This is a genomic window from Aestuariirhabdus haliotis, from assembly GCF_023509475.1.
Taxonomy (GTDB): Bacteria; Pseudomonadota; Gammaproteobacteria; order Pseudomonadales; family Aestuariirhabdaceae; genus Aestuariirhabdus; species Aestuariirhabdus haliotis.
Genome location: NZ_JAKSDZ010000019.1, coordinates 1 through 19949, shown reverse-complemented (window position 1 = coordinate 19949; position 19949 = coordinate 1). Strand labels below are relative to the sequence as shown.

Genomic DNA, 19949 nt, shown 5'->3' with positions numbered 1-19949 from the left:
TTTTCCAGCCCGCTTTATCTATAGCAAAACCGGAACCGGCTCTTTCGGGTGTAAAGTCTTTTAAAGTCCGAATTTGTCTTATTTTTTGTATGGTTTTAGGTCTGCCCTGGGTTGTTTTGTCCCTCAGGGTCGCTAATGTCCGAATGGGTGCGGGGAGAACGTTCTGCCGCGTTACCCTGTGCTGGGGTGTCGTTGGGTGGTTTTGCTTGCTGTGATTCCGTCGGGTCATTCCGGGCCTGGCTGGTCTCGGATGTCTCGGCGGGTGTCTGCTGTGCTTGCGCAGAGGATTGCGCTTCGGTTTCTGGGTCATCGGTCGATGAGGTTGACTTGCCACTGTCGGCTTGATCGGACGCGATTGTGCTGTCCTGGTCGGTGGCTGGCTTCGGATGGGTATTGCTCGGATCTCGGTCGATCCAGCGTTTCAGGTGTTCGCTGACGGTGTCGCCGAGGGGCTCGAAAACTGAAAAATCCTCGTCGTAGTCGTCCAGCTTGTCGGTGATGTTGAAGTGGGAAAGATGGAACAGTTGCTTCAGGGCCTTGGCGCGCAATTCGTCGCTGACCCCTTCTGACAGGAAGTCGGCGTAGCTGTCATCGTTGCCAAGGCTGCCCAGTTCGGGCATATCGGCGTCGGTTTTCGGTGCCTCGTCAGAGTCGTGATCTTGCGTGGCTGCCTGCGATTGTTCCAGGCTTTTGTTGCTGGTCTGTGTCAGGGATGCCTGATCCGCTATTGAGGGTTCGGGCGAAGTGGGTGCTTCCGACTGGCGTTTTAATCGACTCCAGCGGCTAGCAAAGCCTTCGTTATTGCCGTCATTGTCATCTGCCGTCATGACAAGTTTTCCTGGGAGTGAGGGGTGGTCTCTGGTTGAGCGTCTTTTGCCCCTTTGTGCTTTTCGCCTTTGCCCCGACGGCGTCGTTTGCCGGTGTCGCTGGTGTCTTCTCCGTGACGGCTCATAAATGCCTCGATCCAGCATTGGACGGCGGCAGGCATCGGGGCGGAGAAGACATCCTCTTCGCCTCCGTCCATATAGGCGGCGGCCAGGTCCTGGCTGGCGCTGATGCGCAAGGGGTGCATCAGTTCATCCTCTTGTTCATCATCGAGATCGCAGACAATAAACAGCTTGGGCTCTCGCGAACTCAGGTTCATTCGATACGCAGTTCGCTCATCCCGATGCAATAACAGTTGGAGTGTGGCGCAGGTGGTGGCCTGATCCGGATCGGATGCTTCGGCGGGTAATAGCAGGCACTCCCAGTTATCCGTCAGCCACTGGCCGACCCTGGCCTGGGTTCTTACCATCGCCACCTTGATGGTGTAACTATCGTCCGGGTTGCTGATTTGCGCTGGCAAGAGAGAGCTCCTGGTGATTTGGCAAGATTAGGTCGATCGGGTTGGTTCTTGCTGTGGTTGCTGTTGTGTTTACTGCTGTCTTTAATGCGGGTGTTGATGCAAAGGCTGTTCCTGAAAAAAGTCTGGTATTGGTCGGTTGCACTGGGACGATTTGGGGCAGTTGCTTAGGATTCATCGGGTGGCTGGGTCATAATGACCCACTTTATGTAGGTGTATTGGCCCGTTTGCCAGGGTACGCTTTTTGCTTTTCATCCTTGCAAAAGAGATGGCGCAGCGCTGGCGAGCATGGACTTTTGTTGCGCCTGCTTTATTAATCGTTGATCTGGAGAACGAGAACCATGAATGGGATTTCGCCCTATCGCCCCTTGATGAGCCAGTCCGGGCTTGAGGCAACCCATCGCATCGAGGCGCTGGATGAGCAGGGTACTCCCCGGGCCATTGATATCGCGGGTGAGCGAGCGCTAACGATCTATATCGACAAGGTTGAGTTGCTCACCCTGATGACTATGGGGCGTCGCCCGGAAGAGTTGGTTCTGGGCTATCTGTTGAACCAGGGCATCATCGATCGACTCGAGCAGGTACGTGCCATTCAGGTGGCGTGGGATGTCGAAGCCGCGGCGGTTGTTACCGATGGCAGTATTGAGGGTTGGCAGGAACGCCTGGGGCGCAAAACGGTGACGACGGGCTGTGGCCAGGGCACGGTGTTCGCCAGCATGATGAACCGGTTTGACGACATCGAGCTGGCCCGGTTGCGCTACACCCAGTCGGGGATCTACGAATTGCTCGATTCCCTGTCACGTCATAACGAAATCTATCGTCAGGCGGGGGCGGTGCATGGTTGTGCCCTCTGCCGGGGCAGTGAAGTGGTCGATTTTGTCGAGGATGTGGGGCGCCACAATGCGGTGGATACGCTGGCAGGGCGCATGCTGTTGGACGACCTGCAGGGGCAAGAGCTGATCTTTTACACCACCGGCCGGCTAACCTCCGAGATGGTGATCAAGGTCGCCCAGATGGGTATCCCACTGTTGTTGTCGCGGTCCGGTTTAACTCAGATGGGCCTGGAGATGGCCCAGCGAGTCGGTTTGACCATGATCGGCCGCGCCAAGGGCAAGCACTTCCTGGTCTTCAATGGTCAGGAAAATATCGAGTTTGACCAACCGCCGGCACCACGTCCGGTGCGGTCGGCAACTCCGTAACGAGGGACAGGGAGATGCAGCAGGCACAGGTTGTAGCCGGCAAGGCAAAAAATGAGCAGGGAGGCGCCGAATTCCTCAATATCAAACAGGTGGCCGATTTTCTCCAGTTGAATGAGAAAAAAGTCTATTCGATGGTCAGCGAGGGCGTCATACCCGCGACCAAAATTACCGGTAAGTGGTTATTCCCCAAGCGTCTGGTCGAAAGTTGGTTGCTTGAATCCTGCCATGGCGGGGTACTGACGGACCGCCTGCTGGTGGTGGGCAGTGGTGATCTGTTGATGCAGCAGGCCTTATCCCGTCAGCAGCGGGATATGCAGGATGCTGGCCTGGTCTCCTTGTCAGTTACCGGTACTCGTTTGGGGTTGTCCATGCTCGATCGAGGACGTGCTGATCTCTGTGTCATGCACTGGGGCCCAGCAGCCGAAAGTCGAGTGCGTCATCCGGCGTTGTTGCAGCGTTACCAGAATCATCGGCAGTGGACCATGGTGCGTTTGTTCGAGCGTGAAGTGGGAATTGCGACGCGCCCGGGAGTGCCGCCTGAGAATGCTCAAGGCTGTTTTGTTGAAGGCAGTCGCTGGGTGTTGCGTCAGTCCGGTTCCGGCGCCAGACGGTTGTTTGATGAACAGCTGGCGTTACATCATCGTTCGATCGATGAGCTGGTGTTGGGGGATGGCGCCCTTAGCGAATTTGAGGTGGCGGTGCAGTTGAACGAGCGAAGAGCCGATTACGGCATTGTGTCTCGGGCCATTGCCAGCCAGTTTGATTTACCGTTTTTCTCACTGGGCAGCGAGGCGCTGGATATGGTAATGCCCCAGGCGATCTATTTCCGCGTCTTGGTACAGCAGCTGGTGGGGCAGTTTCGCTCTCAGGCCTTGCAACAGCAGGCGGGCAATTACGGCGGTTACGATCTCTCGCAATGCGGCGAAATTTTGTGGACACCTTAGCAGCTTGATTGATAACTGAAAGAGACTCAGTTTTCCGCTGACAGTTTGGCCCAGGCTTGCAGTTTGCGCTCCAGGGTTTTACGGGAAACCCCCAGCTGCCGGGCCGCTTCCGACTTATTGCCTCCGGCTTGCTCCAGCACTTGTAAACTGTGATGTTTAATCACTTTCTCCAGATCCCATTCACTCGGATAGCCTTTTCCGGGCGCGTTGGCAGGCGTCAAATGGGTCTGGCGCAGGTAGTCGAGGGGCAATTTGCCCAGTAGCAGGCAGCGTTCTATAAAGTTGCTTAGTTCCCGGATATTGCCCGGCCAATCGTGTTGTTGCAGCTGGCTGAGATCGGCGTGGGACAGCGGTATTTCCGGTACGCTGAGTTCGGCGGAGAGTTTACTGACAAAATGATGCACCAGAGGAGGGATGTCCTCAGGACGGTCCCGTAAAGGCGGCATGGTCAGGGTCAGGATATTGATGCGGTAATACAGGTCTTCGCGGAAATTGCCGCTACGGGATTCCTGTTCCAGATTGCGGTTGGTGGCGGCGACAATGCGAACATCCACCGGCACCTGTTTTTCTCCGCCCACCGGGCGCACGCATCGCTCCTCTAACGCCCGCAACAGCTTGGCTTGCATGGCCAGAGGCATCTCGCCGATCTCGTCAAGGAACAGCGTACCGCCATTGGCGTGCACAAAGAGTCCGTCCCGTGCTTGCTGGGCGCCGGTGAAGGCGCCGCGATGGTGGCCAAAGAGTTCGCTTTCCATCAAGTCCGCAGCAATGGCGCTGCAATTGATGGCAACAAAGGGTCCCTTGCGACCGCTTTGCAGATGCACCGCCCGTGCGGCCAGCTCCTTGCCCGTGCCCGATTCCCCTTGAATCAGAATGGTAGAGGGGGTGGGGGCTACCCGGCTGATGATGTCGGTGACTTCAACAATGGCCGTGCTTTCACCAATCAATTCCGACTGACTGAGCTTTTCCTGCTGCCAGGGGGAGCGCAGGTAACTCTGGCGTTCCTTGCTACGACGTTCCAGGCAGTATTGCACCGAGCTCATCACATCGTTGACGGTGCAGGGTTTGTGCAACAGATCGGCACCACCGGATCGCAGCACGCGAATCGCCAGCTCGGAATCCCGCTGTTCGCTCAGGCAGATAATGTCCGTGTGGCCACTGTAGTGGCGGAGAATTCGTTCCCACTCTTCATTGGAATCAATAAAAAGGTCGAGATTGACTACGATAAGGTCGAAATGACAGCGCTTCAACAGGGCGCGAGCGGTTTCCAGATGGGTGGTTTGCTCAAACAGGCCGCTGCTGAACTTCAGGGATTGAACGATCGCTTGCTGCTCATCGCCTTCGTCCAGCAGCAGGATCGAAGATATGCGAGTGTTGCACACAGGAATCCGGTGCAGGCTATCGCTAGCAATATCAACAGATGAAAATGGCAGCAATTGAGCCATCAACTCAAGCCTTGGCGGTTGAACCGCAATCAGTGGATGAAGAGGGTGACCGAAACCATAGCGGAATCATAAGTCATCCTGTGATCAAAATAATTGGTACTTTGCATCAGTTAACATTAGGTCAGGTTGTCGCGATCGTCTACCGAGCTGGGACAATATGACGCTATATTTCCGTGGCCTTTGGGAGCATAGTGGCTATATAAGAGATGCTTTTCTGCTTACTGGCCCTTAACCCCAGGCTCTGGAGAATCTGGTTCCTGGCTCCTATTTATACCGAGGTGCGTGTTTGGATAGCATGGGACTTTGGTCGAAAGCCCTGGTGAAGCCTGGCTGGAGGAGTGGAGGCGGCCTGTTTATTGCTGGTATGTTAGCGAGGTAACCGAGAGCGGTTGTTAGCCAGTGATGGCCAAACTCATGATCTGGGTTGCTATTTTGCAACCGGGGCACAATGGCATACTTGCACCGCCACCTCGACGGTTGAGCAATGCAGGTTGAGGCCAACCTGACGTGGCGATTCAAGCGTTGATGAGCCAACGAGATTAGTGACAGCCTTAAGGAAACCGATTCCATATGCAGGGTAGCAGGAGAGTTCGTTGAATAAGCCCATAGCCGTAGATGGTGTGATTTTGGCCGGCGGTGAAGCCCGGCGCATGGGAGGAGAAGACAAGGGGCTGGTGACGCTTGCCGGCCGCCCAATGATCGAGCACGTGATTGCTCGTTTCGAACCCCAGGTCAATGCCCTGATCATCAATGCCAACCGCAACCATGATCGCTATGCCCGGACCGGGTTTGGCATTGTCAGCGACCGGGACATCGGTGAGTATCCCGGCCCTCTGGCGGGTATGGCCGCCGGCTTGGCCGCGAGCGAGGCAGAGCTGGTGGCCTTTGTTCCCTGTGATGCGCCCCTGTTGCCTCGGGATCTGGTACTCCGATTGTCGCAAGCGCTCCAGCAGCAACAGACAGATATAGCGGTTGCCCACGATGGTGACTATTGGCAGCCGGTGTTCGTATTAATGAAACGAACCCTGCTGCCAAGCCTCGATGCTTTTTTGTCCGGGGAAGGGCGCAAAATCATGCATTGGTTTCAGCAGCAGAAAATGGCCAAGGTGCTGTTCGATGATCAGCTGAATGCCTTTGAAAACATTAATACGCCGGAGCATTGCCAGCGTATCGAACAGCAGATGATGGAGAGCTGAGTTGTGATTGAGTGCAAGATACCACTGATTGGATTTATCGCTCACAGTGGCACCGGCAAGACCACCCTGTTGTGCAAACTGTTGCCCCTGTTGAGGCTGAAAGGTTTGCGTGTTGGTATGGTGAAACATGCTCATCATCAATTTGAAGTCGATACTCCCGGCAAAGACAGTTACGAGCTGCGCAAGGCCGGGGCCGAACAGATGCTGATCTCCTCGCGTCAGCGCTGGGCGTTGATGAGCGAAAATCTGGATGAAGAACCGCGCCTGAACGATCTGCTGGCCAAGTTCGACCAGGACCGACTCGACCTCATTCTGGTGGAAGGGTTTAAGCCGGAACCCTACCCCAAGATCGAAGTCTTTCGACCCTCAATGGGTAAATCATTGTTGTATCCGAAGCATCCCAATGTGATCGCGGTGGCCTGCGACACATTGCCCGACGAAGGCATTGGTGATCTTCAGCAACTGGATCTCAACAATGTCGAGCAGATTGCCGACTATATTTGCCATAACTTTCTCGATAATCAATGAGGCATATCGGTGTTGCCGATTCAGATAAGCCGAGCCTGATGGACAAGGAACTCAATTATGAGTGATGCACTTTCTCTTAACAGTTGCTGCAACGCCAGAGGCGAGTTGCCCGTTGACCTTGGGCGCCAGAGCATTCTCGACCAGGTGGAAGCATTGTCGGCGGTAGAGACGGTGCCATTGGCCGATGCCCTGGGTCGTGTGCTGGCCGAGGATATCAGGTCGCCGATCAATGTCCCGGGTCACGATAATTCCGCCATGGACGGTTTCGCGATCCGTTTTTCCGACCTCAGCGAGAACGCATCCAGTTCCTTGGCGTTAGCAGGAGAGGCGCTGGCGGGACACCCCTATGCGGGGACTTTGCCAGGCGGCTCCGCGATTCGCATTATGACCGGGGCGATGATGCCGGATGGCGCCGATACGGTTGTAATGCAAGAGATCGTCACCTGCGATGAGCAACAGGTGCAGATTCCTGCGGGCATTAAAGCCGGGCAAAACCGGCGTAGGGCGGGTGAAGATATCGCACGGGACTCCATCGCCCTGACACGGAATACCCTGGTGCAGGCGGCCGAAATGGGTTTGCTGGCGTCCCTCGGTGTAGGTCAGGTTCAGGTCAAACGCCGGTTGAAGGTTGCCGTGCTCTCCACCGGGGATGAGGTCTGCGCGCCGGGAAGCGCCGTCGACACCGGGCAAATATACGACAGCAATCGTTTTAGCTTACAGGGTTTGCTGGCGCCTCTGGGTGTCGAGGTGATCGATCTGGGTATTATTGCCGATGATCCGGCTCTACTGGCAGAAGCCTTTGCCAGCGCCGCCCGGTCGGCGGATATGATCATCACCTCCGGTGGGGTGTCGGTCGGGGAAGCCGATTACGTCAAGCAGACGCTGGAGCGCATCGGGCAGATCCACTTTTGGAAAATGGCGATGAAACCGGGACGCCCCCTGGCCTTTGGACGCATTGAAAATGCGGTGTTTTTCGGATTGCCGGGCAACCCCGTCGCGGTCATGGTGACGTTTTTGCAATTCGCTTTGCCGGCCATTCGTAAAATGCAGGGGCTGGACAATTGGCAACCCCTGACACTGCCTGCGCGGGCAGCGGAACGCTTGAGAAAACGTGCCGGGCGCACCGAATTTCAGCGTGGCATCTTCAATCGGGATGACGCCGGACAATTGCTGGTGGCCAGTAGCGGCACCCAGGGCTCAGGCGTGTTGAGTTCGATGAGTCGGGCCAATTGCCTGATCATACTGCCGTCGGATCAGGAAGATGTCGACCAGGGTGATGTCGTCGACATTCAGCCCCTGTTGTTTTAGCCGGGTGGCGCCGTTAGCAAATGAAGGCTCGCCAGACTTTGTCAGCTTTGCCGTAACTCGATATGATCGACAAGGCTGTAAATAACCATGCCATACCACCCTGTGATCAATCATCGATTGAAGCCGGTTTATAACCCCTTAGTGGCAACGCAGATAGAACATTCACCACTTGCTAGAGACCCTGCATGATTACCAAATTTCTGGTTACCGCCGCGATTATCATTGGCGCGATTCTTTATCTTCGCTATAGAAATCGTACGGTGATGGCACAACAATCTCTGGCCAACAGCGCACCGCCACCGTTTCCGGTGCCTTTCAAGGTGATCTCCTATGCTTTGGCCGGACTTATCTGCCTGGCTGCCACCGGCTATATGCTCTACGACTACCATGACAGCCATCGGCTGTTGTCCATTCGTGTGGTTAACCCCGCCAGCGGTGAAGAGGTGGAGTACAAGGCGTTGAAAGGAAAGCTCGATAATCGCAGTTTTGAAACCATCCACGGCCAACAAATTCGAGTCTCCGATAATGAGCGCCTGGTGATTGAAGTGATCGATTAATTCGCCTTAACAGACTTTCTACAACCTTTGATAAGGGTCAATGGCAAAGCGGCCCAGAAGCGGTAAAACAGGGCTGATCTTTTTATCCATTTTTTGTACACCTCGTTGTTCTTCAACTAGTACAGACATTGTTATGCGAGTCATAACAATGTCTGTTTTTTTCGAATAGTTCCTGCAGGCGCGAATCGCCTGAATCAGAATCTACGAGTAACCATCGACGGATCTGCTAATAGCAAACCGGTCAGGGGCGTTCATGCTTCGACCAGACACTATTAGTGGGCGTCTATACTTATTCTTTGCTGGCAAAGGAGAGTGGTAATGCCATTATTTCAGGCCATCGGTATCGGCAGGGCGCAAGGCCTTCAACTACTGATAATGATCGGATCTCTGTTGCTGTGGTGGTCTGCGGTTCCGGAGGGGCTGACGGAACCTGCCTGGAAATTGTTTGTGGTGTTTATTACCACCATTGCCCTGGTGATCTCCGGCACCATGGCCATTTTTACGGCGGCGATCATTGGCGTCTCGGCCGCCATGCTGACCGGCACCCTGACTGCCGAACAAGCCTTTCTCGGGTTTAGTCAGGATTTTATTCTGCTGATCATCGTGGCTTTTTTGATTGCCCGCGGCGTGGTCAATAGCGGCTTGGGTAAACGTATTGCCTACCTGATTATCAGTCGGTTTGGTTATTCCAGTCTGGGGTTATCGTACTCCATTGTTGCGGCGGATATGCTGATCGCCCCGGCTTTTCCCAGCAATACGGCACGCTCCGGGGTGCTGTTTCCCATCGTTAACGCGCTGGCCAGCGACAGTGGTTCCAACCCGGATGATGGCACCCGTCGTCGTATCGGGGCCTATCTGATGTTTTGCTCGATGGCCGGCTTGTCCATCTCCTCCGCACTCTGGTTAACGGCGATGGCCGCCAACCCGGCCGGGGTCGCCATGGCGCAGGATATGGGCATCAATATCACCTTTGGCAGCTGGTTCTTTGCCGCCTCGGTGCCCTGTCTGGTAGCGTTTCTGGTGGTGCCGCGAGTGCTCTATGTTGTGTTTCCACCCGGCCTGCAACAGACACCGGAAGCTCCGGCGGCCGCGCGGGAATCGTTACGCGCCATGGGCCCGGTCAGTTATCAGGAATGGGTGGTTGGGGCGACCTTTATTGTGATGGTGCTGTTGTGGGTGTTCTCCAAAAGCCTGGGGATCAATAACACCGCCGTTGCCTTCTCCGGGCTGGCGGTTCTGATGCTCAGCGGTGTCTTTACCATCGATGATCTGCACGAAGAGGGGCGGGCACTGGATACCCTGGTCTGGTTCGCCATTTTGTATGCCATGAGTTCCAACCTGAACGCCTTTGGTTTTATGGCCTGGTTGGGAGGCTATCTGGCGGATTGGGTCGGCGGCTTTGACTGGGGCCTTGTTTTTGCCCTGCTGGTGGTCAGCTACGTCGTGATTCACTATTTCTTTGTCAGCCAAACGGCGCAGCTGCTGGCGCTGTTCAGTGTCTTTTTGGGCGTCGGGCTTAACGCCGGGGTTCCCGGCGAGCTGATGGCCTTGATGCTGCTGTTTGCGACCAATTTTATGTCGGTGATCGCGCCCCAGGGCTCCAGTGCCAATGTTATCTATCTGGCCAGCGGTTATATCGAAGCCAGCGAAGTGTACCGATATGGTGGCATAGTGACGGCGGTCAACAGCCTGATCTTTTTAACGGTCGGCACCGCCTGGATTCTATTGGTGACTTAGACAAGATGACTACGCGCCAGTGCCGCATAGATTTTTTTGCTGCGCGAGGCCAGTGAGTTCAGGTCGGCGAAGTTGGGCATCTCACCCTGGTCCAGTTTGAGAGACCAGTCTTCCAGTTCCCGGTCGAGATAATCGAGCAGTTTTTTCGAGCACCCCTGGCAACCACCCGAACAGATCTCGGCCTCGCTGAGGCCAAAGGGAACCTGCTGGCGCACCTGCTCGATCAATTGTCTCATGGCCAGATCGGAACGCGGCTTTTGACGTGGCTCGGCAGAGGCTGCTGCTTGCTGATCCGAACTGATGATTGAGGGAGGTTGAGTGGTCATGGGGCTGGCGGCTATGTCGATAGAGCCGCGCGACAGAAGCGCGGCTGGTATCTCTTAGTGTAGCCTTCTGCAAAGCCGCTCACCATCACTTGGCTCAGGGCTGTCTATCATTCGGCTCAAGGCTGACTACTCCTCGGTTCAGGCTGAACATCACCAGGCACAGGCTAGCGATGATCGCTTTACGCGGGCAGGGCGGCCTCTTCGATCAGGGCGCGAATATCCGGCACACAGGAACCACAGTTGGTGCCGGCCTTCAGCATGGCGCCGACCGCCTGTGCACTATCGAGGCTGTGTTCGTTAATCGCATCCACAATGGTATTGCGGCCAACACCGAAGCAGGCGCACACCGTGGCACCGCAACTGGTTTGCCCCTGGGGCGGCTGCCCACTGAGCAAGGCGCGCCGGCTCTCGAGGGATAAGGCTTGAGGCTCGAGTAAGGCGCTGAGCCAGGCGGTATCAAAGGTGATGGGGGCGGGAGAAATATAGAGCACCGCCTGAAGTTCTCCGCGACGCAATCGGGCCGCGCGGTACAGGCCCGCCGCGTGATCGTCGTAACTGAGCCATTGATCCGTATCCTGCTCATTGCCATCGGCTAACCAGGCCGCCGCCTGTGCTGGCCAGTCTTGCACGGCCGTTGTGCTGGCTAACAACTCGCGATGGCCATGATGTTCTCGAATGCGCACGCGATAATCGACCGGTAGCGGCGTCGAACCCAAGGCGTCTCGACGGATCAGCACGCCATACCATTGGCTGGCCAGGGGTTCGATATTGACCGGAGTATGTTTGCTTTCCGGTTGTCCCGAGAGTGGGTCGGTGGCCGGGTTGACCAGGGCACAAACACGCCCCTCATTGGCAAACTGATCGCTCCAGTGCATGGGCACAAAAATCTGCCCCGGTTGCTGGCCTTCACTGACAGCAACACGCGCCAGCATGGTCCCCCAGCGTGTTCGCAGGCGGGCGATGCCGTCTGGTTTCAGGGCAAAACGCTGGGCATCCCGAGGGTGAATCTCCACCTGGGGTTCCGGGCGATGACCGCTAAGGCTGGGGCTGAGTCCGGTGCGGGTCATGGTGTGCCACTGATCCCGTAAACGACCCGTGTTGAGCACCAGGGGGAATTGCTGATCGGTTTGATAAGCGGGCGGCCGAGGGCTAATGGCAACAAAGTTGGCGCGGCCACTGGAGGTATCAAAGCTGCCGTTAGCAAAGCGTCGTGCGGTTCCGGACCAGGCCTGTTGAACCGCTTGTGACGGCACGGTGTCTGGCTGGTCTGTTTTTGTTGTCGTGATAACAGGCCATTGGGTGGGCGTGAGGTTTTCGTAGGCGAGATCGCCGATCTCAGCCAGTGCAGAAATATTAAATCCCCGAGGCAGGGCATCCGGACTGTTCTGGTAGCCGCTAAGGCGAGCGTGTTCGCGAAAAATCTGGGCCGGATGCTGGAAATCAAAAGCCTCACCAAAGCCCAGCCGTTGGGCCATCTGGCAAATGATCCACCAGTCCGGGCGCGCCTGTCCGCTCAGTGGTTGCAGGGCGCGTTGGCGGCTGATGCAGCGTTCGGCATTGGTCACCGTGCCATCGCGTTCGCCCCAGGCCGCGGCAGGAAAACGAATATTGGCCGTGGCTGCGGTATCGGTTGCGGCCATGCAATCGGACACAATCACCAGCTCGCAATGCTCCAGAGCCGAACGGACCCTGTCGGCATCGGGCAAGCTGTCGACCGGATTCGTGGCCATGATCCAGACCGCTTTGACCTGGCCCTGCGCCACGGCGTCAAACAGCTCGACCGCTTTCAGTCCCGGCTTGTCAGCGACTCGATCGCTGTCCCAGAACCGGCTGAGCAGTTGATGATGTGCCGGGTTTTGCAAATCCATATGAGCCGCCAGCTGATTGGCCAGGCCGCCCACTTCTCGTCCGCCCATGGCGTTGGGTTGCCCGGTCAAGGAGAAAGGGGAGGCGCCGGGCAGGCCGATTCGACCCGTGGCCAGATGCACGTTAATAATGGCATTGACCTTGTCGCTGCCGGAGCTGGATTGATTGATGCCCTGGCTAAAACAGGTCAGGGTTTTCGGGGTCTCGGCGAACCAGCGATAAAACTGCTCGACGGCATCGGGCGCCAGCTCACAGGCGTTGGCGACATGCTCGATGGTCGGTGCACTGGCGCGAGCGGCGTCGATGGCCGCGTCAAATTGATCGGTGTGCTGCGCGATATAATCGGCGTGATGGGCGTTCCGGGCGACCAGCCAAACCAGTAAGCCGTTGAATAAAATGGCATCGGTCCCCGGTTTTAAAGGCAGGTGAAGGTCGGCTTCATCGCAGCTGGCGGTACGACGCGGATCAATCACCACCAGGCGACGGGATGGATTAGCGGCTTTGGCCGCGCGAATACGCTGGAACAAAATAGGGTGGCACCAGGCGGCATTCGAGCCGGTTAACACCACCATCTCGGCCAGATCCAGATCTTCATAGCAGGCGGGTACGCTGTCGCTGCCAAAGGCTCGCTTATGACCCACCACCGCCGACGACATGCACAAACGTGAGTTTGTATCGATATTGGCGGTGCCGATAAAACCTTTGATCAGCTTGTTGGCCACATAATAATCTTCGGTTAACAGCTGACCGGAACAGTAAAAGGCCACGGCGTCGGGACCGTGCTGGTCGATGATGGCTTGCAGACGATCGGCGGCACTGGCCAGCGCCTGCTTCCAGTCGGTTGTCTGTCCATCCACCTCGGGTGCCAGCAAGCGGGCTGAAGGTTCCAGCGTCTCGGCCAGGTGGCTGCCTTTGGAACAGAGTTTGCCGGCATTGGTGGGGTGCTGGTTATCGCCACTAATAGCGATGATGTTGTCCTGCCCCGGTGTTGAACGAACCTCGGCGCTAACGCCGCAGCCAGTACCGCAATAGGGGCAGGTGGTTTTTACGCAATGCACCGACGAGGCTTCGGAAGGACGGTCATGCATCCGCGGCAGGGTTAAATCATTCAAGCGGCAATCTCCTGCGACCTGGAATCGGACGAAACTTTCAGGATGTTCTCGCAACAGGCCTTGCCGAACATCAGATGATCGCGCAGGGAACGAAGATCAGTGCCTGAATTCAACAGTTCAAAAAACCAGGGGCCTTCGCTGACATCGCCGTACAGCACGGCGCCAATAAGGCGATGGTTTTCCAGTACCAGCTTGCGGTATTCGGCCCCGGCGGGGTCTCGATAGACCAGAACTTCCCTGGCAGAGGAGGTTGTTGCGGCGGCGGTCGAGGAGAAATCTCCCATGGAAAACAGCTGTACGCCGGACACTTTCAGGCGGGTCGGCGGCGCTCGAAAACGGTACTGACTGGTGCCAAAGGCCGCGAGGTGGTTGGCGCAAGTGCGTGCCTGTTCGTAGAGCGGTTCTACCAGACCAAAAGTGGTTCCCCGGTGCTCCACACATTCCCCAATGGCATAAATTTTTGGATCAAAGGTTTGCAAGCAATCGTTGACCAATATGCCACGCTTGCATTGCAGGCCGGCCGCCTGTGCCAACGCTATATTGGGTGTGATACCCGTGGTCAGAATCAACAGCTGGGCCGGCAAGCGCTGTCCGTTATCGAGCTCTAGTTCGCTGACCGATGGGCGTTCGAACGTCTGGTTGGTATGCACCCGTTTGCTGGTACGCCCCAGGGCAAATCGAATGCCTCGGGATTCCAGTTCTTCTCGTAACAGTGCCGCGGCCTCCGAATCGAGTTGGCGGTTGAGTAGGTGCTCGCTGCGGTGAACAACGGTCACCTGCATACCCAATTGATTGAGCCCATGGGCCGCTTCCAAACCTAACAGACCGCCGCCAATCACCACGGCTTCGCCACCCTTCATGGCGGTTTTGCGCATGGCATCAACGTCATTCAGGTCGCGAAAGCCCAGCACGCCGCGCGGCATTTTCTCTCGCGCCCCAAGCCCTTTGATGGGCGGAATGCTGGGTAACGAGCCGGTAGCAATCAGCAGTCGGTCGTAGGCCAGGCAGGCGCCGTTCTGGCAGTGCACCGTGCAGCGAGTGCGATCAATCCGGGTAACGCTATAGTCGGCGCCAGTCAGCAGGCTAATGCCTTGTTCGCGATACCATTGCTGATCGTGCAGGGTGATGTCGTCGAAGGTGGTTTCGCCGGCGAGCAGTGGTGATAGCATGATGCGGTTGTAACTGGGGCCGGGCTCACGACCAATAATGGTAATGCGATAGCGATCGGGAGCCAGCGCCAGTAATTCATCGAGCATGCGCGTGGCCGCCATGCCGTTGCCAATAATCAGCAGTCGAGGTTTGTCCTCGTCAGCAAGGTTTGGGGTGTTGGGCGGGGCGGCGTCAGTGCTCATCAGGCAACACTCATCAAGCCGCGACTTCTACCGCGGAGCCTTGCACGCGAACCTCATAGGTCGGGACCTTGAGGTTCGTGTCCTCCTGGCAAATACCGCTGCTCAGGCAAAAATGGTGTTTGTACAGGGGCGAGGCCACGCTGGTAATACCGTTGAGCTGTGCGATCAAACCCCGCGACAGTACATTGGCTTTACCCGCAGGATCGTAGTTGCCAATCGCAAACAGTTGATCTTGTTCCGCCAGTCGAAAGACGGCAACCTGTTGGCCGTTAACCAGCGCACAGACACCGGTGTTGGGATCGATATCTTCGAGTTCGCAGATCGTTTTCCAGTTCATAATGCTTCCTGTCGACTAATGTCCGATAAAAGTGAGATTAACTTGCTTTGGCAATCAGCTGACTGCGCTCTTCGTCGCTGGCGGGGCGTCGCTGCTGGCGCTCTTCGACAAAGACCAGGTTGCTGTCGGTCTCGTCGTTATTGATAAAGTGGCTGAAGCGCTTCAGCTTTTGTTCATCGTCCAGGGTGGTGGCCCATTCGCACTGGTAATTTTCGATGTTCAAAGCCATCTCGGCTTCCAGGTCTTCTGCCAGACCCAGACTGTCTTCCAGAATGACGTCGCGTAAATAGTCGAGACCCCCTTCCAGGTTTTCCATCCAGACCGAGGTCCGCTGCAGGCGATCGGCAGTGCGAATGTAGAACATCAGGATGCGGTCGATGGTTTTGATCAGGGTGTCGTGATCCAGATCGGTAGCGAACAGATCGGCATGGCGGGGTTTCATGCCACCGTTACCGCAGACGTAAAGGTTCCAGCCATTTTCCGTAGCGATAACGCCGATATCCTTGCTTTGGGCTTCGGCGCATTCGCGAGTACAACCGGACACCGCAAACTTGAGTTTGTGCGGCGCACGCAAACCTTTGTAACGATCCTCGATTTCGATCGCCAGGCCCACACTGTCATCGACGCCGAAGCGGCACCAGCTGCTGCCGACACAGGATTTCACGGTACGCACCGACTTGCCGTAGGCGTGCCCGGTTTCAAATCCGGCATCGACCAGTACGCGCCAGATGTCGGGTAACTCGTGCAGCTGGGCGCCAAACAGGTCGATGCGCTGGCCGCCGGTAATTTTGGTGTAGAGACCATACTGTTTGGCCACTTCACCAATCACAATCAATTTTTCCGGCGTGATCTCGCCCCCGGCAATGCGTGGCACAATGGAGTAGGTGCCATCTTTTTGCATATTACCCAGGTAGATATCGTTGGTATCCTGCAGGCCAATATGATCGCGCTTAAGCACATAGTCGTTCCAGCAGCTGGCCAGAATATTGGCAACGGCCGGCTTGCAGATCTCGCAGCCATGGCCCTGGCCATGCTGGTCAATCAATTCAGCGAAGGTTTCGATGCGGCCCACCCGCACCAGGTGATACAGCTCCTGGCGGGTATAGGGGAAGTGTTCACACAGATCGCGGTTGACGGAAACGCCGCGCTCTTCCAATTCGTGATTGACCAGCGAGGTCAATAACTGGGCACAACCTCCGCAGCCGGTGCCCGCCTTGGTCTCGCCCTTGACGTCGCCAACCGAGCAGCAACCGCCATCAATCGCGGCTCGAATATCTCCCTTGGAGACATCGTGGCAGGAACAGATCTGCGCGGTTTCCGGCAAAGCGCCCACCCCCAGTCCGGTTTGGCCGTCGTCGCCCCGGTTGGGCAGAATCAGGGATTCGGGGTATTCGGGCAGGGCAATATCGTTGAGCATGTATTGCAACAGGGTGCCGTACTCTTCGGCATCGCCTACCAGGACCGCCCCCAACAGGTGACGCTTGTCTTCACTGACGACAATCTTCTTGTACACCTGATCCGGTTCGTCAAACCAGTTATAAATACGCGCGCCCGGGGTCAGGCCCTGAGCATCACCAATGCTGGCCACGTCGACCCCCATCAGCTTCAGTTTGGTGCTCATATCGGCGCCGGTGAATGTCGCATCGCCGCCAATAATGTGAGAAACCGCCACCTTTGCCATCTGATAGCCGGGTGCCACCAGGCCAAAGATGCGCTGATTCCACAGCGCGCACTCACCAATGGCGTAGATATCCGGGTCCGAGGTCTGGCACTGATTGTTAATGACAATACCGCCGCGCTCGCCAATCTCCAGATCGCTGCTGCGGGCCAGTTCGTCCTGGGGTCGAATACCGGCGGAGAACACCACCATATCGGTTTCCAGCGATTCGCCATCGGCAAAGCTCATGCGATGCTGGCAGCGTTCGCCGTCGACGATTGCGCTGGTGGCTTTGGACAGATGCACACCCACGCCCAGGTCTTCAATTTTTTGCTTCAGCAGGGCGCCGCCGCCATCGTCCAGCTGCACCGCCATCAGGCGGGGCGCAAACTCCACCACATGGGCTTCCATCCCCAGGTCGGTCAGGGCCTTGGCCGCTTCCAGTCCCAGCAGGCCGCCGCCGATAACGGTACCGACTTTGGCGCCGGCTTCGGCGCTGGCGGTAATGGCTTCCAGATCCTCAATGGTGCGATAGACAAAACAGTCCTTGCGGTCATTGCCTTCGATGGGCGGCACAAAAGGGTAGGAACCCGTGGCCAGAACCAGTTTGTCGTAGCTCAGGGTTTTGCCGTTGGCGGAGCTCACCTGGCGCTGCTGGCGATCGATGCTGACCACTTTATCGCCAAGCAAAATCTCGACGCCCGACTCAAGGTACTGGGCCTCGGTGGCCATGGCCAGCGGGTCGGCGCTGCGGTTGGCAAAGTATTCACTCAGGTGGACACGATCGTAAGCGGGACGTGGTTCTTCGCTGAACGTGGTGATGCTGAATTGATCCGCCTGTTCGCTGGCCAGCAGGGACTCAATAAATTGATGTCCTACCATGCCATTGCCAATCACGATGATCCGTTGTTTTGATGTGCTGCTCATAATGTGCCCCTGCCGGTTTCAGGTTCGAATACTGCCCCATCGTGCAGATTCGGGTTTGACAGGCTTAAAGCAGAAAGCGTACCAATCTCGCTTTTTTGGTTTAACTATATGATTTTTATGGTTTTATTCTATTCGTTCTGGGTTCTTTACGCGTTTTGTGGGCCCAGTCTTTGGGCATCAGGCTCTGTGCTGGTGCAGGGTTGGGGGCAGGGCGTATTCAAATGGTGCGCCACTCTGGTGCTTGTGGGTTAGGAGTGGATGCGCGATATGGGTGCGGGGGGATTTGTTCGTCCTGTTAACACACGGGGGTTGTCGGGAGGCACCCCGACGGGTGCCTTCATTTCTTTGTGCGTGACAAACAAACGAAGCAAAGGCAGCTCTCGACCGTCCATGGTCTTCGCTGCATTAGAACATCCCTGTTCGTCACCGCTCCCCTCACAAAGCCGGCCTTCGGCTGCACAAACTTTCCCTCCAGGGTTCGGGCCTGACAATGGGCTTCGCCCCACGGTAAGCCTGGGTCGTTATCAGCCGTCCATGGCCTAAGCGACATTCGTATGTCCTAAACATCTTTGAATCATGGATGGATAGTTTGTCGGTTTAGAGGGGAATTGGTGTGGTGCTAGTCGGATACTGTGAACGATAGGTGTGAGGTCGCAGGTTATTCATTTTGGCTACGGCGTTTTCATCTCGTGAATTCGCTTTTTCCGTGTACAGTGGAAGAACGTCGCCTGTACACTGGAAACTGGCTGCTAAGTAATTGATTTTTAAGGGCTGCTAGATAGTATATGGAGATTAGGATTTAACACTCAGAGCGTGTGGGAAGGATTTGTTTTCTGTGAGGTGAATTTCTTGCGGGCTTTTAAAACGTTGATTTTATTGGTGTTTTACTAGATAAATAAATTTCGAACCGAATTAACAAGAATTGATCCCTCAAGAGAAAAGGGGACGTTCTTCCTTATAATTAGCTGTTATGTGTAAACACGAATGAAAGAAGAAGAGTACTTAAGCCAACTGAAACAACAGCGTCATATGTTTGAGTGGTGCTTATTGAATATTGGTGTGTACTCCCAAGATGAAATTGAATCAGCTTCTAAGAGGTTGTTTTCGTACAAACCGGAAAGTGACGAGTACCGTTGGCTCGTATTTCATGATGATGCGTGGCATTGGGCAATGCTTGAGATCAAAGGGGAAGGTTACTGGCGTGAATATCCCAATCTCAAAGATGAAAGTTTAGAGTACAAGCAAGAGTGGGAGCGTTATGAAAGTCAAAACACATAACCAAGCTATCAAGCAGACCTCCATTCCGGTGCTTGATTTCGCGCTGGCCGCTACGCTAGCGCAAAACAATCACCTACATTACGGCTGTTTATAGCGGCGTTATGCATAAAAAAAGGATTTTCGGAGAGTATGCGAAAAACTAAATTCGATGTTAATTATGAAATATGTCAAAAGTTAGTTGCAGCTCTTTCTGAGGTAGGTAGCAAAGAGTTGGCTCCAATTCTTGAAGGTTTCTCGAAGTCCATTGATCAAATTAGTCGCTGGGTGATTGATGACGAGCTTCCCGTTCCGAAATCTGAACTAGCCAAAGGTTTAGAGCAAGGTATTAACGATCTATCATCGTTAATTAGTGATATTGATCCTGAGTTTCGCACAAATGCTTTTAGGGCTTACTACGAATCTGTAAACTCAGTAAGCCCAGATTACTTCGAAAAATTGAATTCGAAAATCCAGCATATTTTAAAGCGCGGAAAAATCAAAACAGAAAGTGAGTTCTATCTTTTACGTAATCGTTTAGATCAAATTGAAGGCAAAGGTACTCAAGAAGAAAAAACTGCTTATGAATTATTGGGGTACTATGAAACTAATGCATAACAAGCGACTGTGGTGTCAATTCACCTAAAGATTTCTAATAAGCCCATGCAGTATTGTCCCTTACCATAGCGTTTAACATCGTTATTAATTTCCTCATACAAGCAATAATCGCCACTTTCTTATGCTTTCCTTTTGCGACCAGCGATTGGTAAAAGGCTTTAAGCGGTGCATTGCATTGAATAGCACTGAGCATCGCCATATACATCGTGGTACGAACCGATTTTCGACCACCAAATATGCGCCG

17 protein-coding genes and 1 pseudogene are annotated in these 19949 nt (G+C 55.3%); 9 read left to right on the top strand and 9 right to left on the bottom strand.

Annotated features, from left to right (window positions below; genetic code table 11):
- Positions 1 to 95: 95 nt before the first annotated feature.
- Positions 96 to 827 carry a DUF3306 domain-containing protein gene (locus tag MIB40_RS11880; RefSeq protein ID WP_249694412.1) on the bottom strand — a complete coding sequence of 244 codons (732 nt, stop codon included), beginning with the start codon at positions 825 to 827 and terminating at the stop codon, positions 96 to 98.
- A complete protein-coding gene (locus tag MIB40_RS11875) occupies positions 824 to 1345 on the bottom strand; it encodes a DUF3305 domain-containing protein (RefSeq protein WP_249694410.1) in 522 nt (173 codons plus the stop codon). The genes MIB40_RS11880 and MIB40_RS11875 overlap by 4 nt, the downstream gene beginning before the upstream one ends.
- A gap of 338 nt (positions 1346 to 1683) precedes the next feature.
- Here MIB40_RS11875 and fdhD point away from each other — a divergent pair, with 338 nt between their 5' ends.
- Together fdhD and MIB40_RS11865 are read left to right on the top strand one after the other, a co-directional pair.
- A complete protein-coding gene (gene fdhD / locus MIB40_RS11870) occupies positions 1684 to 2541 on the top strand; it encodes a formate dehydrogenase accessory sulfurtransferase FdhD (RefSeq protein ID WP_249694408.1) in 858 nt (285 codons plus the stop codon).
- Between the two features lie 14 nt (positions 2542 to 2555).
- Positions 2556 to 3485, top strand: a complete 930-nt coding sequence (locus tag MIB40_RS11865) for a helix-turn-helix transcriptional regulator (RefSeq protein ID WP_249694399.1) — start codon at positions 2556 to 2558, stop codon at positions 3483 to 3485.
- A gap of 26 nt (positions 3486 to 3511) precedes the next feature.
- On the opposite strand, the gene MIB40_RS11860 is transcribed toward MIB40_RS11865, so the two are convergent.
- A complete protein-coding gene (locus MIB40_RS11860; protein ID WP_249694398.1) occupies positions 3512 to 4930 on the bottom strand; it encodes a sigma-54-dependent transcriptional regulator in 1419 nt (472 codons plus the stop codon).
- A 593-nt stretch (positions 4931 to 5523) separates the two neighbouring features.
- Between MIB40_RS11860 and mobA the strand changes: the two genes are divergently transcribed.
- The 5 genes from mobA (at position 5524) to MIB40_RS11835 (ending at position 10256) form a co-directional block, all read left to right on the top strand.
- Entirely contained in the window at positions 5524 to 6126 is a 603-nt protein-coding gene (gene mobA, locus MIB40_RS11855; RefSeq protein ID WP_249694396.1) for a molybdenum cofactor guanylyltransferase MobA, read from the top strand.
- Positions 6127 to 6129: 3 nt separating this feature from the next.
- The gene (gene mobB, locus MIB40_RS11850) at positions 6130 to 6654 is read left to right on the top strand and encodes a molybdopterin-guanine dinucleotide biosynthesis protein B (protein WP_249694394.1); all 525 of its coding nucleotides are present in this window, start codon (positions 6130 to 6132) and stop codon (positions 6652 to 6654) included.
- A gap of 57 nt (positions 6655 to 6711) precedes the next feature.
- Entirely contained in the window at positions 6712 to 7962 is a 1251-nt protein-coding gene (gene moeA / locus MIB40_RS11845; RefSeq protein WP_249694392.1) for a molybdopterin molybdotransferase MoeA, read from the top strand.
- A 185-nt stretch (positions 7963 to 8147) separates the two neighbouring features.
- The gene (locus tag MIB40_RS11840) at positions 8148 to 8519 is read left to right on the top strand and encodes a hypothetical protein (protein ID WP_249694390.1); all 372 of its coding nucleotides are present in this window, start codon (positions 8148 to 8150) and stop codon (positions 8517 to 8519) included.
- Between the two features lie 318 nt (positions 8520 to 8837).
- On the top strand, positions 8838 to 10256 hold the full coding sequence (locus MIB40_RS11835) for a DASS family sodium-coupled anion symporter (protein WP_249694387.1): 1419 nt from the start codon (positions 8838 to 8840) through the stop codon (positions 10254 to 10256).
- On the opposite strand, the gene MIB40_RS11830 is transcribed toward MIB40_RS11835, so the two are convergent.
- The 5 genes from MIB40_RS11830 to nirB all read right to left on the bottom strand — a co-directional run bounded on the left by MIB40_RS11830 (position 10253) and on the right by nirB (position 17833).
- Positions 10253 to 10582 (bottom strand): hypothetical protein, encoded by a 330-nt coding sequence (locus tag MIB40_RS11830; protein ID WP_249694385.1) that lies wholly within the window; start codon positions 10580 to 10582, stop codon positions 10253 to 10255. The two genes, MIB40_RS11835 and MIB40_RS11830, sit on opposite strands and share 4 nt — an antisense overlap.
- Before the next feature lie 179 nt (positions 10583 to 10761).
- Positions 10762 to 13560 carry a molybdopterin-dependent oxidoreductase gene (locus tag MIB40_RS11825; RefSeq protein WP_319941659.1) on the bottom strand — a complete coding sequence of 933 codons (2799 nt, stop codon included), beginning with the start codon at positions 13558 to 13560 and terminating at the stop codon, positions 10762 to 10764.
- A complete protein-coding gene (locus MIB40_RS11820) occupies positions 13557 to 14912 on the bottom strand; it encodes an NAD(P)/FAD-dependent oxidoreductase (protein ID WP_249694383.1) in 1356 nt (451 codons plus the stop codon). Before MIB40_RS11820 ends, MIB40_RS11825 begins: the two co-directional genes overlap by 4 nt.
- A 13-nt stretch (positions 14913 to 14925) precedes the next feature.
- Positions 14926 to 15249 (bottom strand): nitrite reductase small subunit NirD, encoded by a 324-nt coding sequence (nirD, locus tag MIB40_RS11815; RefSeq protein ID WP_249694381.1) that lies wholly within the window; start codon positions 15247 to 15249, stop codon positions 14926 to 14928.
- Positions 15250 to 15286: 37 nt separating this feature from the next.
- Positions 15287 to 17833, bottom strand: coding sequence for a nitrite reductase large subunit NirB (gene nirB, locus MIB40_RS11810; RefSeq protein WP_249694380.1), 2547 nt, complete (start codon positions 17831 to 17833; stop codon positions 15287 to 15289).
- A 984-nt stretch (positions 17834 to 18817) separates the two neighbouring features.
- On the opposite strand from nirB, the gene MIB40_RS11805 reads away from it, so the two are divergent.
- Together MIB40_RS11805 and MIB40_RS11800 are read left to right on the top strand one after the other, a co-directional pair.
- On the top strand, positions 18818 to 19111 hold the full coding sequence (locus MIB40_RS11805; RefSeq protein WP_249694371.1) for a hypothetical protein: 294 nt from the start codon (positions 18818 to 18820) through the stop codon (positions 19109 to 19111).
- Between the two features lie 129 nt (positions 19112 to 19240).
- A complete protein-coding gene (locus MIB40_RS11800) occupies positions 19241 to 19705 on the top strand; it encodes a hypothetical protein (RefSeq protein ID WP_249694369.1) in 465 nt (154 codons plus the stop codon).
- Between the two features lie 34 nt (positions 19706 to 19739).
- Here the strand turns inward: MIB40_RS11800 and MIB40_RS11795 are convergent.
- A pseudogene (locus tag MIB40_RS11795) lies at positions 19740 to 19949 on the bottom strand (IS110 family transposase); the annotation flags it as partial.

Excerpts from the sequence above, each read along its gene's own strand:
- MIB40_RS11880 (WP_249694412.1), bottom strand. The coding sequence starts at position 827 with ATGACGGCAGATGACAATGACGGCAATAACGAAGGCTTTGCTAGCCGC.
- fdhD (WP_249694408.1), top strand. The coding sequence starts at position 1,684 with ATGAATGGGATTTCGCCCTATCGCCCCTTGATGAGCCAGTCCGGGCTT.
- MIB40_RS11865 (WP_249694399.1), top strand. The coding sequence starts at position 2,556 with ATGCAGCAGGCACAGGTTGTAGCCGGCAAGGCAAAAAATGAGCAGGGA.
- MIB40_RS11860 (WP_249694398.1), bottom strand. The coding sequence starts at position 4,930 with ATGGCTCAATTGCTGCCATTTTCATCTGTTGATATTGCTAGCGATAGC.
- moeA (WP_249694392.1), top strand. The coding sequence starts at position 6,712 with ATGAGTGATGCACTTTCTCTTAACAGTTGCTGCAACGCCAGAGGCGAG.
- MIB40_RS11840 (WP_249694390.1), top strand. The coding sequence starts at position 8,148 with ATGATTACCAAATTTCTGGTTACCGCCGCGATTATCATTGGCGCGATT.
- MIB40_RS11835 (WP_249694387.1), top strand. The coding sequence starts at position 8,838 with ATGCCATTATTTCAGGCCATCGGTATCGGCAGGGCGCAAGGCCTTCAA.
- MIB40_RS11830 (WP_249694385.1), bottom strand. The coding sequence starts at position 10,582 with ATGACCACTCAACCTCCCTCAATCATCAGTTCGGATCAGCAAGCAGCA.
- MIB40_RS11820 (WP_249694383.1), bottom strand. The coding sequence starts at position 14,912 with ATGAGCACTGACGCCGCCCCGCCCAACACCCCAAACCTTGCTGACGAG.
- nirD (WP_249694381.1), bottom strand. The coding sequence starts at position 15,249 with ATGAACTGGAAAACGATCTGCGAACTCGAAGATATCGATCCCAACACC.
- nirB (WP_249694380.1), bottom strand. The coding sequence starts at position 17,833 with ATGAGCAGCACATCAAAACAACGGATCATCGTGATTGGCAATGGCATG.
- MIB40_RS11805 (WP_249694371.1), top strand. The coding sequence starts at position 18,818 with ATGAAAGAAGAAGAGTACTTAAGCCAACTGAAACAACAGCGTCATATG.
- MIB40_RS11800 (WP_249694369.1), top strand. The coding sequence starts at position 19,241 with ATGCGAAAAACTAAATTCGATGTTAATTATGAAATATGTCAAAAGTTA.